This is a genomic window from Pseudomonas sp. TE3910, assembly GCF_056279025.1.
Genome location: NZ_JBWBQN010000001.1, coordinates 3,136,918 through 3,151,881, shown reverse-complemented (window position 1 = coordinate 3,151,881; position 14,964 = coordinate 3,136,918). Strand labels below are relative to the sequence as shown.

Here is a 14,964-nt window from a genome sequence, read left to right as displayed (position 1 = left end):
CCCGTCACGGCAGGGGCGGGCTGCAAAAATTCTTGTTGGGAGTTTCACACATGGCTGTTGCCTCCGGTGCCTATAAAAAAGCCCTCGATGGCGGCCAGCAACCTAAACAGGTGCTGGTGAAGATCGATCGGGTTACAAAAAAGTTCGACGAAACGGTCGCCGTGGACGATGTGTCCCTGGAAATCCGCAAGGGCGAGATCTTCGCTCTGCTGGGTGGCTCCGGCTCGGGTAAATCCACATTGCTGCGGATGTTGGCCGGTTTCGAGCGTCCGACCGAAGGCCGCATCTTCCTTGATGGTGTCGACATCACCGATATGCCGCCTTATGAACGGCCGATCAACATGATGTTCCAGTCCTATGCGTTGTTCCCGCACATGACCGTTGCGCAGAATATCGCGTTCGGCCTGAAGCAGGACCGCATGCCGGCTGCCGAGATCGACGCCCGTGTGGCCGAGATGCTCAAGCTGGTGCACATGACTCAGTATGCCAAGCGCAAGCCGCACCAGCTTTCCGGCGGTCAGCGTCAGCGTGTGGCCCTGGCCCGCTCCTTGGCCAAACGGCCAAAACTGCTGTTGCTCGACGAGCCAATGGGCGCACTGGACAAGAAGTTGCGTTCGCAGATGCAACTGGAACTGGTGCAGATCATCGAGCGCGTGGGGGTGACCTGCGTGATGGTGACCCACGACCAGGAAGAGGCCATGACCATGGCCGAGCGCATTGCGATCATGCACCTGGGCTGGATCGCCCAGATCGGTAGCCCGATCGACGTCTACGAGACCCCGACCAGCCGCCTGGTCTGTGAGTTCATCGGCAACGTCAACCTGTTCGAAGGCGAAGTGGTGGACGATGCCGAAAGCTATGCCCTGATCTCCAGCCCCGAGCTTGAGCGCGGCATCTACGTTGGCCACGGCGTCACTACCTCGGTGGAAGACAAGCACATCACCTATGCGCTGCGCCCAGAGAAGCTGCTGGTAACCACCGAGCAACCGTCATGTGAGCACAACTGGTCGCGCGGCAAGGTTCACGATATTGCCTACCTGGGTGGCCATTCGGTGTTCTACGTCGAGTTGCCGAGCGGCAAGGTGGTGCAGTCGTTCGTTGCCAACGCCGAACGCCAGGGAACCCGGCCGACCTGGGGTGACCAGGTCTATGTGTGCTGGGAAGATGACTCCGGTGTGGTATTGCGCTCATGAAAATTCGAAAACTGAAGCGCGCTTTCCAGCGCCTGGTTCCCGAGGGGCGTCACCTGGTCATTGGTGCGCCATTCCTGTGGCTTTTCCTGTTCTTCATGCTGCCGTTCTTCATCGTTCTGAAGATCAGCTTTGCCGAAGCGGACGTCGCTATTCCGCCGTACACCGAGATCTACACCTTCGTCGAGCAGAAACTCGAACTGGTGCTGAACCTCGGCAACTACGCCATGTTGACCGACGACGAGCTGTACCTGTCGGCCTACCTGGGCTCGTTGAAGATGGCTTTCATCAGCACGCTGCTGTGCTTGTTGATTGGCTTTCCGATGGCCTACGCCATCGCCAATGCGCGCAAGGAAACCCAGACGGTCCTGCTGCTGTTGATCATGATGCCGACCTGGACCGCGATCCTGATTCGGGTCTATGCCTGGATGGGCATCCTCAGCAACAACGGCCTGCTTAATGGCTTCTTGATGACCATGGGCTTTATCGACGAGCCGTTGCAGATCCTCAACACCAACCTGGCGGTTTACATCGGTGTGGTGTACTCGTACCTGCCGTTCATGATCCTGCCGCTGTATGCCAACCTGGTGAAGCACGACCCAAGCCTGCTGGAGGCCGCTTCCGACCTGGGTTCCAGCACCTTCAACAGCTTCTGGAAAATCACCGTGCCGCTGTCCAAGAACGGGATCATCGCCGGCTGCATGCTGGTGTTCATTCCGGTGGTGGGTGAGTTCGTTATCCCAGAACTGCTCGGCGGCCCGGAAACCCTGATGATCGGTAAAGTGCTGTGGCAAGAGTTCTTCAACAACCGTGACTGGCCAGTGGCTTCGGCACTGGCGGTAGTGATGCTGGCGATCCTGATCGTACCGATCCTGCTCTTCAACCGTAGTCAGGCCAAAGAGATGGAGGGTCGGGCATGAAGCGTTTCAGTTTCTCCAAGCTGATGCTGGTAGTGGGCTTGCTGTTCATCTACCTGCCGATGCTGATCCTGGTGATCTACTCGTTCAACGCCTCCAAGCTGGTGACGGTCTGGGGCGGCTGGTCGGTGAAGTGGTACGTTGGCCTGCTCGACAACAGCCAGTTGATGGGCTCGGTGGCGCGCTCGCTGGAAATCGCCTGCTACACCGCGATTGCCGCCGTCGTCCTCGGTACCCTGGCGGCCTTCGTGCTGACACGGGTAACCCGCTTCAAGGGCCGTACCCTGTTTGGTGGCCTGGTCACTGCGCCGTTGGTCATGCCCGAGGTGATTACCGGCCTGTCGCTGCTGCTGCTGTTCGTGGCAATGGCACAGATGATCGGCTGGCCGCAGGAGCGCGGTATCCTCACCATCTGGATTGCGCACACCACCTTTTGCTCTGCCTATGTAGCGGTGGTGGTGTCGGCACGCCTGCGCGAGCTGGACCTGTCCATCGAAGAGGCTGCAATGGACCTGGGTGCGCGGCCATGGAAGGTGTTCTTCCTGATCACCATTCCGATGATCGCGCCTTCGCTGGCAGCGGGCGGCATGATGTCCTTTGCCCTGTCGCTGGACGACCTGGTATTGGCCAGCTTCGTCTCCGGCCCGGGCTCGACCACCCTGCCGATGGAGGTTTTCTCGGCTGTGCGTCTGGGCGTGAAGCCGGAAATCAACGCGGTGGCCAGCTTGATTCTGCTGTCGGTGTCGTTCGTGACCTTCCTGGTCTGGTACTTCAGCCGTCGGGCCGAAGAGCGCCGCCGTCGGGCTATCCAGCAAGCCATCGAGGAAAGTGCAGCCGACTCGTGGAAGCAGCCGGACGTGCGTCGCGCGCCGGCACCTGCTGCCGTTTCGGTGTAAGTGCAAGCAAGCGCATACGTCAGGTGGCGTATGCGCTTGCGCAATGGTGGTATCGCCGAAAAGGTCGCCCCTCACCCGGGCGGCCTTTTCTGTCTCTCTGATCTGAATCAACATTTCCTTTTGACCTACGCAATGTAGCGTCGATTCCTGCATTCCTTCGCTGGCTTCGCAAGCGGCGCTTGTAACCCTGATCTACGCTAACACTCGCATCCTCTCTTCGACTGGGTATCGCAAGGAGCTCGCATGCCGGTGTCGCGTCCAAACCTGATCGTCTGCCTGGGACTAACGTTGCTACTGGGTGCCTGTGGCGAGCAAGAAACCATTGAGTCGCAACGCCCGCGTGTTGTGGTTCAGGTTGCCGAAACCAATGATTACGCTGCCGCAGCGACGCTGACTGGCGATATCCAGGCACGTGTACAGACTGAGTTGTCGTTCCGGGTGGGCGGCAAGATCATTTCCCGCAGTGTCGATGTCGGTGACCGGGTGACGGCCAAGCAGGTGCTGGCAAGGCTTGACCCCAAGGACCTGCAGACCGCCGTCGATTCGGCCGCTGCACAGGTGTTTGCCGAGCAGGCACGTGTCACCCAGGCCAGTAAGGCGTTTGCACGGCAGCAAAAGCTGCTGCCAAAGGGCTACACCAGCCAGAGCGAATACGACACCGCCGAAGCCGCCCTGCTCAGCAGCCGCAGCGCACTGAAGGCTGCCGAGGCGCAGTTGGCCAGTGCTCGTGAGCAGTTGAGTTATGCCGCACTTGTAGCCGATACCGCAGGCGTCATTACCGCGCGTCAGGCCGAAGTCGGGCAGGTGGTTCAAGCGACAATGCCCATTTTCAGCCTGGCTGCCGATGGCCCGCGCGACGCGGTGTTCAACGTGTATGAGTCGCTGTCGGTTGACCCACGTAATGACCGGCGTGTGACCGTTCGTATGGTCGATAACCCGCAGGTGCAGGCCTCGGGGCGGGTGCGTGAGGTTAACCCGACCGTCTCGGCGCAGAGCGGTACTGTGCAGGTAAAAGTCGGGCTGGACTCGACTCCCAAGGGCATGGAGCTGGGCTCCGTGGTCAGTGCCAGCGTGAATGCTGCGGGTAAAACAAGTGTCGAGCTGCCTTGGGCGGCCTTGACCAAGGCGCTGCATGATCCAGCTGTCTGGGTGGTCGACAAGGACGGCAAGGTCAACTTGCAGTTGGTGACCGTCAGCCGCTACCTGACCGGCAAGGTAGTGATCGCGGAGGGGCTGAAGGGCGGCGAGACGGTGGTCGTGGCCGGTGGCCAGACCTTGCACCCTGGTGCAGTGGTCGAGGTGGTTCCGGCAAGTGCTGAAGGGGTGGCGCCATGAAATCTGTTGCGATCCTTATCAGCACCTGCCTGTGCCTGGTTGCCTGCACCGAGGAACACAGTGAGGAGCCTGTGCGCCCTGTACTGACGTTGCGGGTCACGACACAGGACACTCAACAATGGGGGCGCTATGCCGGGAGCATCCAGGCCCGCTATGAAACCAACCTGGGTTTTCGGGTGGGTGGACGAATCGCTCAGCGTCATGTGGATGTTGGCACCGAGGTGGCCAAGGATGCCTTGCTGGCCACGCTTGACCCGACCGATCAGCGTAACCAGTTGCGCGCCGCCGAGGGTGACCTCGCCAAGATCCAGGCCCAATTGATCAATGCCCAGGCCAATGCCCGACGCCAGCAGCAGTTGTACGACCGAGGGGCCGGCGCGCTGGCCCAGTTGGATATTGCCCAGACCAACCTGAAGACCACCAAGGCTGCCCTGGACCAGGCCAGTGCGGCGTTCAGGCAGGCGCGTGACCAGCTCGGCTACACCGAGCTGCACACCGACCATGGGGGCGTTGTGACGGCCTGGCAAGCCGAAGCCGGACCAGACCGTTACCGCCGGCCAGCCAGTGGTCACGCTGGCCCGTCCTGACGTCAAGGAGGCGGTCATCGACCTGCCGACAACACTGGCTGAACAGTTGCCCAAGGGCTTGCGCTTTCATGTCGAGGCGCAGCTTGACCCCAGTACCCAAACGTCCGCTTCGCTGCGTGAGCTTGAGCCTCAGGCCGATGCGGCGACCCGAACCCGTCGCGCCCGTCTGACCCTGGCCGAGGCGCCGATCGGCTTCCGTCTGGGGACGGCGATCAGTGTCTCCCTGAGTTCGGCCGTAGCGCCACGTGTGGAGCTGCCCGTCAGCGCTGTGCAAGAGGCGGACGGCCAGAGCCGGGTATGGGTGGTCGACGAGCAGCAGCAGACCGTCTCGCCCCGTGAGGTCAAGGTACTTGAGCGTAACGACGATAGGGTCGCGTTGGCGTCGGGGGTGCAGGTTGGTGAGCGAGTGGTCAGTGCCGGGGTACACAGCCTGAAGCCGGGGCAAAAGGTCAAACTTGATGAGGTGGGCCCATGAAAGGGAGCTTCAACCTGTCCGAATGGGCGCTCAAACACCAGTCGTTCGTCTGGTACCTGATGTTCGTATCCCTGTTGATGGGCGTGTTCTCCTACCTGAACCTGGGCCGGGAAGAAGACCCTTCCTTTGCCATCAAGACCATGGTCATCCAGACCAGTTGGCCGGGTGCGACCCAGGATGAGACCCTCAATCAGATCACTGACCGGATCGAAAAGAAGCTCGAAGAACTGGACTCTCTCGATTATGTGAAAAGTTACACCCGCCCGGGTGAGTCGACGGTGTACGTCAACCTGCTCGACACCACCAAGGCCGAGGACATCCCGGATATCTGGTACCAGGTTCGCAAGAAGATCCAGGACATCAAGGCCGATTTTCCCAAGGGGGTTCAGGGGCCGGGTTTCAACGACGAGTTTGGCGACGTGTATGGCTCCATCTACGCCTTTACTGCTGATGGGCTGACCATGCGGCAGTTGCGCGACTATGTCGAGCAAGTGCGTGCCGAGATTCGTGCTGTACCGAATCTGGGCAAGGTGTTGATGATCGGCGCGCAGGACGAAGTGCTTTACCTGAATTTCTCCACCCGCAAGATGGCCGCATTGGGCATAGATCGGCGTCAGGTATTGCAGGCCCTGCAAGCGCAGAACGCGGTAACGCCTGCAGGCATCATCGAGGCAGGGCCGGAGCGGATTTCGGTGCGCACCACGGGCCAGTTTGCCTCCGAGAAAGACCTGGAACAGGTGAGCCTGCGTCTCAACGATCGCTTTTACCGGTTGGCTGACATTGCCGATATCAGCCGCGGTTACGTCGACCCGCCGACGCCGATGTTCCGCTTCAATGGTCAGACGGCGATTGGCCTGGGCGTCGGCATGAAGTCCGGCGGTAACATGCAGGTATTCGGTGAGGCCCTGCACAAGAAGATGGAGGAAGTGATCGCCGACCTGCCGGTGGGCGTCGGGGTACATACCGTCTCGGATCAGGCGGTGGTGGTCGAAGAAGCCGTTGGTGGTTTTACCAGTGCGCTGTTCGAGGCGGTGGTGATCGTGCTGGTGGTGAGTTTCATCAGCCTTGGCATCCGTGCCGGGTTGGTGGTGGCGTGTTCGATCCCGCTGGTATTGGCCATGGTCTTCGTGTTCATGGAGTACAGCGGTATCACCATGCAGCGGATCTCTCTGGGGGCGTTGATCATTGCTCTGGGGTTGTTGGTTGACGATGCCATGATTACCGTCGAGGTGATGGTCACCCGCCTGGAAATGGGCGAGACCAAAGAGCAAGCGGCGACCTTCGCCTACACCTCGACGGCGTTCCCGATGTTGACCGGCACGCTGGTGACCGTCGCCGGTTTCGTGCCCATTGGCCTTAACGCCAGCTCGGCGGGTGAGTACACCTATACCTTGTTTGCGGTGATTGCCGCATCCCTGCTGGTGTCATGGGTGGTTGCCGTACTGTTCGCCCCGGTGCTGGGTGTGCATATCCTCAATGCCAAGCTGAAGGCCCACGACAAGAAAGCCGGGCGCTTTGACAAGGCGTTCCAGAACGGTTTGCTTTGGTGCATGCGCCATCATTGGCTAACGATCATTGCCACGGTGCTGCTGTTTGCGCTGTCGTTGTTCGCCATGCGGTTCGTGCAGAATCAGTTCTTTCCTGCCTCGGACCGCCCAGAGTTTCTTGTCGACTTCAACCTGCCGCAGAATGCCTCGATCGAAGAGACCCGAAAGGCGGTTGACCGCTTTGAAGCAACGCTCAAGGGTGATCCGGATATCGTTCACTGGAGCAGCTACATTGGCCAGGGCGCGATCCGTTTCTACTTGCCGCTGGACCAACAACTGGTCAACCCCTACTTTGCCCAGTTTGTCATCGTCAGCAAGGGCTTTGAGGAGCGAGGGGCGTTGATGGCCCGCTTGCGGGAACGGCTGAAAACCGATTTCGTCGGCATCAGTACCTACCTCCAGTCGCTTGAGATGGGGCCACCTGTGGGCTGGCCGATCCAGTACCGGGTCAGTGGTTCGGACATCGATCAGGTTCGGCGGCATGCCATCGGGCTGGCGACCTTGCTTGATAGCAACCCGAACATCGGCGAGATCATTTACGACTGGAACGAACCGGGCAAGGTCATGCGTATCGACATTGCTCAGGACAAGGCCCGGCAGTTGGGGCTGTCTTCCGAAGATGTCGCCAGCATCATGAATGGTATTGTCAGCGGTGCGGCGGTGACACAGGTGCGTGACAACATCTATCTGATCGACGTGATCTCCCGCGCCGATGACAATGAGCGCGCCTCGCCACAGACCCTGCAGAACCTGCAGATCCTCAGCCCTAATGGCACCTCGATCCCGCTGCTGGCGTTCGCGACCGTGCGCTATGAGCTGGAGCAGCCGCTGGTCTGGCGTCGCGACCGCAAACCGACCATTACCGTGAAGGCAGCGGTCAGCAGTGAGATTCAGCCCACCGATCTGGTCAAGCAGCTCAAGCCGCAGATCGATGAATTCGCCGGCAAGTTGCCAGCGGGCTATCAGGTGGCCACCGGCGGTACGGTGGAGTCCAGCGCCAAGGCCCAGGCGCCAATTGCCAAGGTTGTGCCACTGATGCTGTTCCTGATGGCGACCTTTCTGATGATCCAGCTGCACAGCGTGCAGAAGCTCTTCCTGGTCGTCAGCGTCGCCCCGTTGGGGTTGATTGGCGTGGTGCTGGCGTTGGTGCCGACCGGTACGCCGATGGGCTTCGTGGCGATCCTGGGGATCTTGGCGTTGATCGGTATCATCATCCGTAACTCGGTGATTTTGGTGACGCAGATTGATGAGTATGAAGCCCAAGGCTATGGCCCGTGGGAGGCCGTCATGCAGGCGACCGATCACCGACGTCGGCCGATCCTGCTGACGGCCGCCGCGGCGAGTCTGGGCATGCTCCCGATTGCGCGAGAAGTGTTCTGGGGGCCGATGGCCTACGCGATGATCGGCGGGATCATCATCGCAACCTTGCTGACGTTGCTGTTCCTGCCGGCGCTGTATGTGGCCTGGTTCAAGATCAAGGAGCCGAAACACGCTTGACTGTACGGAGGTGCGGCGCGCGTGGCAGGTACAGTAGTACGCGGCGACTGTATCGCGGGCAAGCCCGCTCCCACAGGGGGTCAGCGTTTGTTCAGGCCCTTGGCCAGGCGGTCGCCGCCCAACTGGATCAGTGCCACCAGCACCACCAGCATGACGATGACGGTCAGCATGATCTGGCTGTCGAAACGCTGGTAGCCGTAACGGTAGGCGATGTCGCCCAGGCCGCCCGCGCCGATGGCCCCGGCCATCGCCGAGGAGTTGATCATGGTGACCAGGGTGATGGTAAAACCGCCGACGATGCCTGGCAGGGCTTCAGGCAATAGTACATGCCAGACAATGTGCCAGCGTCGGCAACCCATCGCCTGCGCCGCCTCGATCAAACCATGATCGACCTCGCGCAGGCTCACCTCGGCGATCCGTGCGAAGAAGGGGGTTGCGGCAATGGTCAGCGGTACCACTGCTGCCCAAACGCCGTAGGTGGTGCCAACGATCAGGCGGGTGAAGGGGATCAACGCCACCATCAGAATCAGAAACGGTATCGAGCGGAACAGGTTGACGAAGGCGCCGAGCACCCGGTTGACGGTCGGTGCCTCGAAGATCCCACCCTTGCCGCTGGTGACCAGAATCACCGCCAACGGGATGCCGGCAAGCAGGGCGATCAGCGAAGACACACCCACCATCAGCAAGGTATCGAGTACACCCTGTAGCAGACGATCAAACCACATATCCGAGTACCTCCACCTGTGCGGCCCAGCCTTGGGCGCGTTCGATCACGTTGTCGTGGCTATGCGGTGATTGCTCCACCGAAATCACCAACTGGCCCAGGGGCCTTCCCTGAATCGACTCAATGCCACCCTGCAAGAGGCTGACCCGGCCACCCAGCGCACTGAACAGTGTCGACAACTGCGGTGCATGCTTGTCCCGGCCACTGACCCGCAGGCGCAGTACCAGCGCCGCCTCAGGGCCGGGTGCTTGTGCCTGGAGGCGCGCTTGCAGGTGTGCGGGGAGGGCCGGTTGCAGTGGCGCCAGCAAGGTCTTGCTGACGTCGTGCTGTGGCTCGCCAAACACTTGCCAGACGGCGCCCTGTTCGACGACATGACCCTTTTCCAGCACCACCACGCGGTGGCAGATCTCGCGGATCACGGCCATCTCATGGGTAATCAGCACGATGGTCAGGCCCAGGCGCTGGTTGATATCGCGCAGCAGGCCCAGGATCGACTCGGTGGTCTCCGGGTCCAGTGCCGAGGTTGCTTCGTCGCAGAGCAGGATTTCGGGGTCATGGACCAGCGCCCGGGCAATGCCGACGCGCTGCTTTTGCCCTCCGGACAACTGTGCAGGATAGACATGGTGTTTTTCCTGCAAACCGACCAGCTCCAGCAACGCAGCGACCTTGCGCTGGCGTTGCTCCTTTGGCACACCGGCTACCTTCAGTGGCAACTCGACGTTCTGCCAGACGGTTTTGGCCGACATCAGGTTGAAGTGCTGGAAGATCATGCCGATGCGACGACGCAGGTTCACCAGACGGTCTTCGTCGAACTCACCGATGTCGACCTGGTCGATCAGTACCCGCCCGCTGCTCGGTTGCTCCAGGCGATTGATGGTGCGGATCAGCGACGACTTGCCCGCGCCGCTGCGGCCGATGATGCCGAAGATCTCGCCACGCTGGATGTTCAGGTCGATGCCCGACAGCGCCGGGGCGGCTTGCCCCGGGTAGGTCTTGTTCAGGCCGATGAAACGGATATGGGCTGTGCTCAGCTCCGGGTGCAGGGCCCTTTGCTGAGCGTTTTGAGGCGGCGCGAACGGTTGCGCGTCCAGCGCCAGGCGGGCGTTGGCGGCACTCATCTCAACGCTCCCAGCCAGGCTGATAGAGCTTGCCGTAGGCCTTGTCCAATGCGCTATGAACGACCGGCGAGTGCTGGTAGATATCAATGAACCTGGCCAGGCGCGGGTCATCTTTGCTCTGTGGTTTGATCACGAATTGAATCACGTATTCCTTGTGATCCAGGCCGTCGAACAGCAACGCGGAGTTGGCATCGAAGGTGTTTGCCAGGCGAATGTAGTGCGGATAACCCTGCACCAGGTCGGCATCATCGTAAGCCCGTACCAGTTGCACCGCTTCGACCTGAAGAATCTTCAGCTTCTTCGGGTTGGCGACGATGTCATCTTCAGTCGCCTTGTAGCCGACACCTGGCTTGAGGGTGATCAAGCCTGCCTTGGCCAGCAACTGCAGGCCGCGTCCGCTGTTGATCGGGTCGTTGGCAATCGCGACGCTGGCGCCTTCAGGCAGTTGGTCGAGGCTTTTGTAGCGCTTCGAGTACAGCCCCACGTTGTTGATGATCCCGGGTGCATACGGCACCAGGTCGAAACCCGCCGCGTGCTTGGCGTTTTCCAGGAACGGGACATGTTGGTAATAGTTCACGTCGATGTCACCGTTGGCGAGGCTGACGTTCGGTGCGATCCAGTCGCTGAACTCGATCAGCTCTACCTTGAGCCCCTGTTTCTTGGCTTCGCTGACGGCGGCTTCCAACGGCGGGGCGAAGGCCGCAGTAGTGCCGACTTTCAGCGGGGCCTCGTTTGCCTGTGCCGCACCAAACAGGCCAAGAGTCAGGGCGATGGCCGCAACAGGGCGGGCCAGAACGGTCTTAAGCATGCTGTAGCGCTCCAATCGGTTGGACGGTTGATTCAGAGGGGGTGCGGTAGCTGGCCCCGGTGTGCTGGTCAGGCAGCCGGGCGCTGCCGCCAAAGAGTTTTTCCCGCAGGCTGCCGTCGTCGTAGGCGGTTTTGTACGAGCCACGGCGTTGCAGCTCGGGTATGACCAGGTCGATGAAGTCGACATAGCTTTCCGGGGTGACCGTGCGCGCCAGGTTGAAACCGTCCAGGCCGGTTTCGTCGATCCAGGCTTCCAGCTCATCGGCAACCTGGGTTGGTGAGCCGACCAGGGTGATGTAGCGCCCGCCGAGGGCGTGTTGCTCGAGCAGCTTGCGGCGGGTCCAGTCGTTGTTCTGCAGGTTTTTCGTGGCCGACTGGATGGCGTTGTTTTTTTCGTACTGGATCGGTTCGTCCAGGTCGTACTTGGCAAAGTCGATTCCGGTTGAGCTGGCAAAGTGCGCAACCCCGGCTTCGGCGCTGGCGTAGCGCAGGTACTCAGCCTGCTTGGCCCGTGCTTTCTGCTCGCTCTCGGCAACGATGACTGTCAGGCCCATGAACACCTTGATTGACTGCGGGTCGCGCCCGGCAGCTACTGCTGCGGCCCGCACCTTGTCGACCTGTGCCCGCGTCGCGGCTTTGTTCTGGCCACTGATGAACACGCACTCGGCGTGCTGCCCGGCAAAGCTCAGGCCGCGTTCGGAACTACCGGCCTGGAACAGCACCGGGGTCCGTTGCGGAGAGGGCTCGCAGAGGTGATAGCCCTCGACGCGATAGAACTCGCCGTGGTGCTGCACCTTGTGCACTTTGTCTGGCCGGGCATAGACCCGTTGCTGTGGATCGTTGACCACCGCATCGTCTTCCCAACTGCCCTCCCAGAGTTTGTAGAGCACCTGCAGGTACTCATCGGCCTGGTCGTAGCGGCGGTCATGCTCCGGTTGGGCGTCCAGGCCCATGGCTTTTGCCGCGCTGTCGAGGTAGCCGGTGACAATGTTCCAGCCAACCCGGCCGCGGCTCAGGTGGTCGAGCGTGGAGAGCCGTCGAGCAAACAGGTAGGGGGGCTCGTAGGTCAGGTTGGCTGTCAGGCCAAAGCCCAGGTTATGGGTGACTGCGGCCATGGCGGACACCAGCAGCAGCGGGTCATTGACCGGCAACTGGATGGCCTCCTTGAGCGTGACGTCCAGCGATTGCTGGTACACGTCATAGACGCCAACGATGTCAGCGATGAATAGCCCGTCGAACAGTCCGCGCTCAAGCAGTTTGGCCAGGTCGGTCCAGTACTCCAGTGTGTTGAACTGGGTGGAGGTATCCCGTGGGTGTGTCCACAGCCCATGGTTGATGTGCCCGATGCAGTTCATGTTGAAGGCATTGAGCAGGATCTTTTTCTTCGCCATCAGATGGTCCCCCGCAGTGGTGGGTTTTCATCGTTGAGGTAGTAGTTGCCGATGGCGTGGTACTTCCAGCGCACCGGATCGTGCAGGGTATGGGTGCGGGCGTTGCGCCAGTGCCGGTCAAGGCCGTGTTCGGCCAGTGTCGCCTGGCTGCCTGCCAGCTCAAACAAGGTGCTGCCGGCGGCCAGCGAGATCTCGGTGCTGATGGCTCGTGCTTCGGCAACTGCAATGGAGGCGGCGGCAACGGTGTCGGCATTGGTTTCGGCCTGCGCCCTGTCGAGGTATTCACCCGCGCGCTCGAGCAGTGCCTCGGCGGCGTGCAGACGAATTGCCAGGTGCCCGAAGGCCTTCAGGCTCAACGGGTCGTCGGTGGCTTTTTCGATACCCGAGTCGATCCAGGGCCGTGTGCGTGTACGCACGAACTGCAGGGCATCTTCGTAAGCGGCGCGGGCGATGCCCGTGTCGATCGCAGCATGGAGAATCTGCGCCAGTGGCCCGACGGGTGTTGGCCGCTCGAAGGCGCTTTGAAACGGCACGATATCGTCGGCCGCTACCTGCACGTTGTCGAACACCACCGAACCACTGCCGGTGGTGCGTTGGCCGAAACCACTCCAGTCGTCGATGACATTCAGGCCCGGGCTGTTGGCTGGAACGAAGGCCAGGTGCTGTCCACCGTGCTCGTCGACCACCGAGGTCGGAATTCGTTGAGCATACAGCGCACCGGTGGCGTAGAACTTGCGGCCATTGATTCGCCAGTGTTCGCCTTCACGGCTTAGTGCGGTGGTGCGGTCATGGGCGGTTTTGGTGCCCAACTCAGCCAGGGCATTGCCGAAGCGCAGGCCTGCGAGTACCTCGGCATACAGGCGCTGCTGTTGCTCAGGGCTGCCGTTGACGCGCAGCACTTCCAGTGCATAGAAGTGGTTCTGCGGGATCTGGCCGAGCGATGAGTCGGCCTGGGCAATACGGCTGATAACCTTGGCCAGGGTGACGTTGGACACCCCGGCACCACCGTAGGCTTTCGGGACCGTGATACCCCACAGGCCAGAGCGCGAGAACAACGCCAGTTCGGCATGCGGCAACTGCCGCTCGCGGTCGCGCAGGATGCTGTCCTGACGCAATTGCTGGGCGATATCCTCGGCGATCTGCAAGGCCTGGGCATCAGTGTGGATAACCGCAACGCTGGCGTGCGGTGGTGACAAAAGGCTCATAGAGGCTCCAGTGGTCTGGTCAGATCCAGGAATGCCGGGCAGGCAGGGTACCGTTGAGGTAATAGGCGCCGACGGCGTGGTATTTCCAGCGCACCGGGTCATGCAGGGTATGCACACGGGCATTGCGCCAATGCCGGTCGAGGTTGAACTCGGCCAGGCTGGCCCGGCTACCGGAGAGCTCGAAGAGTTTCTCGCTGGCCTGCAGGGAAATTTCCGTGGTCAACACCTTGGCCTCGGCCACGGCGATGGAGGCCCGAGCGGCCGCCTCGGCGTCAATCGGTGCGGCACTCACTGCATCCAGCACGCGGGCGGCCTTGCTCAGCAGCGCCTGGGCCGCGTGCAGTTCAAGCTGCAGGCGACCAATGTCGGCGATCACGTACGGGTCGGCGCTGGCGCGTTCGACCTTGGCATCGATCCATGGGCGAGCACGTTCGCGCACAAAGGCGATGGTGTCGGCGAGCGCCGCTTCGGCGATCCCGGCATCGATGGCGGCCTGGATCAATTGTGAGACGGCGCCCTGAATATTCGGGCTTTCACCGATCCGCCAGTTATCGACGACCAGCTCCGCGTCGACCGGAACCTTGTCCAGCAGGACGGTGCCGCTGGCCGTGGTGCGTTGGCCGAAGCCAGACCAGTCATCGACAATGCGCAGCCCCGGGCTGCCCCGGCGTACAAACGCCATGACCTGACGGCCTTCATCATTCAGCGCTTTGACCGCGACCCAATGGGCGTACAGGGCGCCGGTCGAGTAGAACTTCTGCCCGCTGATAACGTAACCGTCGCCTTGGCGGGTAATGCGCGCCTTGAGCTCCAGGGTGTTCTTGGTGCCGCGCTCCGGGCCGGCATTGCCGATGCGCCAGCCGTTCAGCACGCTGGTGAACAACAGGGCTTTCTGCGGCTCGGTTGCCGCACCCTGCAGCAGTTGCAGGATGCCGACCTGGTTTTGCGGGATCTGCCCGAGCGCAGGATCGTCGGCGCTGATGATGCGAAACACCTCGGCCAGGGTCTGAAACGAGACCTGCGGGCCACCATAGGCCCGGGGGATCGTGATACTGCCCAGGCCGCTGTGGGTGAAAAGTTCGATTTCACTCCAGGGCAGCTTGCGTTGCTGATCGCGTTTGGCTGCCTGGGTGCGGGCGACTGCGGCCAGTTCGTGGGCTGCCTGCAAGGCTTCGGCGTCAGTGCGCAGAACCTTGGCCGGCAAGAGTAATGGGGCGCTGTCCAGGTCGCTGTGGACTGTGGTGATTGCCAGACTGGACATTTCAGTACCGCTCC

The 14,964-nt window shown here is 61.3% G+C and carries 11 protein-coding genes and 1 pseudogene; 6 read left to right on the top strand and 6 right to left on the bottom strand.

Features of this window, described 5'->3' with window-relative positions:
• Positions 1-50 precede the first annotated feature (50 nt).
• The 6 genes and pseudogenes from potA to ACZ9H3_RS14380 all read left to right on the top strand — a co-directional run bounded on the left by potA (position 51) and on the right by ACZ9H3_RS14380 (position 8,444).
• Positions 51-1,193 (top strand): polyamine ABC transporter ATP-binding protein, encoded by a 1,143-nt coding sequence (gene potA / locus ACZ9H3_RS14405; RefSeq protein ID WP_065760073.1) that lies wholly within the window; start codon positions 51-53, stop codon positions 1,191-1,193.
• Positions 1,190-2,110: an ABC transporter permease subunit gene (locus ACZ9H3_RS14400; RefSeq protein ID WP_102052478.1), complete on the top strand. Its 921-nt coding sequence runs from the start codon at positions 1,190-1,192 to the stop codon at positions 2,108-2,110. Before potA ends, ACZ9H3_RS14400 begins: the two co-directional genes overlap by 4 nt.
• A complete protein-coding gene (locus tag ACZ9H3_RS14395; RefSeq protein ID WP_330522420.1) occupies positions 2,107-3,003 on the top strand; it encodes an ABC transporter permease subunit in 897 nt (298 codons plus the stop codon). Before ACZ9H3_RS14400 ends, ACZ9H3_RS14395 begins: the two co-directional genes overlap by 4 nt.
• A gap of 243 nt (positions 3,004-3,246) precedes the next feature.
• Positions 3,247-4,338 (top strand): efflux RND transporter periplasmic adaptor subunit, encoded by a 1,092-nt coding sequence (locus ACZ9H3_RS14390; protein ID WP_476221232.1) that lies wholly within the window; start codon positions 3,247-3,249, stop codon positions 4,336-4,338.
• A pseudogene (locus tag ACZ9H3_RS14385) lies at positions 4,335-5,400 on the top strand (efflux RND transporter periplasmic adaptor subunit). The gene ACZ9H3_RS14390 and the pseudogene ACZ9H3_RS14385 overlap by 4 nt, the downstream one beginning before the upstream one ends.
• On the top strand, positions 5,397-8,444 hold the full coding sequence (locus ACZ9H3_RS14380) for an efflux RND transporter permease subunit (protein WP_476221231.1): 3,048 nt from the start codon (positions 5,397-5,399) through the stop codon (positions 8,442-8,444). Before ACZ9H3_RS14385 ends, ACZ9H3_RS14380 begins: the two are co-directional and overlap by 4 nt.
• Positions 8,445-8,524: 80 nt before the next feature.
• Here ACZ9H3_RS14380 and ACZ9H3_RS14375 read toward each other — a convergent pair whose 3' ends face one another.
• From ACZ9H3_RS14375 to ACZ9H3_RS14350, 6 genes are read right to left on the bottom strand one after another with little or no spacing between them, the layout of a single operon-like run.
• Positions 8,525-9,169: a methionine ABC transporter permease gene (locus ACZ9H3_RS14375; protein ID WP_099776246.1), complete on the bottom strand. Its 645-nt coding sequence runs from the start codon at positions 9,167-9,169 to the stop codon at positions 8,525-8,527.
• Positions 9,159-10,286, bottom strand: a complete 1,128-nt coding sequence (locus ACZ9H3_RS14370) for a methionine ABC transporter ATP-binding protein (RefSeq protein ID WP_476221229.1) — start codon at positions 10,284-10,286, stop codon at positions 9,159-9,161. Before ACZ9H3_RS14370 ends, ACZ9H3_RS14375 begins: the two co-directional genes overlap by 11 nt.
• 1 nt (position 10,287) lies before the next feature.
• Positions 10,288-11,094 carry a MetQ/NlpA family ABC transporter substrate-binding protein gene (locus tag ACZ9H3_RS14365; RefSeq protein ID WP_476221227.1) on the bottom strand — a complete coding sequence of 269 codons (807 nt, stop codon included), beginning with the start codon at positions 11,092-11,094 and terminating at the stop codon, positions 10,288-10,290.
• Entirely contained in the window at positions 11,087-12,484 is a 1,398-nt protein-coding gene (locus ACZ9H3_RS14360; RefSeq protein WP_476221225.1) for an LLM class flavin-dependent oxidoreductase, read from the bottom strand. The genes ACZ9H3_RS14365 and ACZ9H3_RS14360 overlap by 8 nt, the downstream gene beginning before the upstream one ends.
• Positions 12,484-13,689 carry an SfnB family sulfur acquisition oxidoreductase gene (locus tag ACZ9H3_RS14355; protein WP_476221223.1) on the bottom strand — a complete coding sequence of 402 codons (1,206 nt, stop codon included), beginning with the start codon at positions 13,687-13,689 and terminating at the stop codon, positions 12,484-12,486. Before ACZ9H3_RS14355 ends, ACZ9H3_RS14360 begins: the two co-directional genes overlap by 1 nt.
• Positions 13,690-13,708: 19 nt before the next feature.
• Positions 13,709-14,950, bottom strand: a complete 1,242-nt coding sequence (locus ACZ9H3_RS14350; RefSeq protein ID WP_476221221.1) for an SfnB family sulfur acquisition oxidoreductase — start codon at positions 14,948-14,950, stop codon at positions 13,709-13,711.
• Between the last annotated feature and the right edge of the window lie 14 nt (positions 14,951-14,964).

Excerpts from the sequence above, each read along its gene's own strand:
- ACZ9H3_RS14375 (WP_099776246.1), bottom strand. The coding sequence starts at position 9,169 with ATGTGGTTTGATCGTCTGCTACAGGGTGTACTCGATACCTTGCTGATG.
- ACZ9H3_RS14350 (WP_476221221.1), bottom strand. The coding sequence starts at position 14,950 with ATGTCCAGTCTGGCAATCACCACAGTCCACAGCGACCTGGACAGCGCC.
- potA (WP_065760073.1), top strand. The coding sequence starts at position 51 with ATGGCTGTTGCCTCCGGTGCCTATAAAAAAGCCCTCGATGGCGGCCAG.
- ACZ9H3_RS14400 (WP_102052478.1), top strand. The coding sequence starts at position 1,190 with ATGAAAATTCGAAAACTGAAGCGCGCTTTCCAGCGCCTGGTTCCCGAG.
- ACZ9H3_RS14390 (WP_476221232.1), top strand. The coding sequence starts at position 3,247 with ATGCCGGTGTCGCGTCCAAACCTGATCGTCTGCCTGGGACTAACGTTG.
- ACZ9H3_RS14380 (WP_476221231.1), top strand. The coding sequence starts at position 5,397 with ATGAAAGGGAGCTTCAACCTGTCCGAATGGGCGCTCAAACACCAGTCG.
- ACZ9H3_RS14355 (WP_476221223.1), bottom strand. The coding sequence starts at position 13,689 with ATGAGCCTTTTGTCACCACCGCACGCCAGCGTTGCGGTTATCCACACT.
- ACZ9H3_RS14365 (WP_476221227.1), bottom strand. The coding sequence starts at position 11,094 with ATGCTTAAGACCGTTCTGGCCCGCCCTGTTGCGGCCATCGCCCTGACT.
- ACZ9H3_RS14395 (WP_330522420.1), top strand. The coding sequence starts at position 2,107 with ATGAAGCGTTTCAGTTTCTCCAAGCTGATGCTGGTAGTGGGCTTGCTG.
- ACZ9H3_RS14370 (WP_476221229.1), bottom strand. The coding sequence starts at position 10,286 with ATGAGTGCCGCCAACGCCCGCCTGGCGCTGGACGCGCAACCGTTCGCG.
- ACZ9H3_RS14360 (WP_476221225.1), bottom strand. The coding sequence starts at position 12,484 with ATGGCGAAGAAAAAGATCCTGCTCAATGCCTTCAACATGAACTGCATC.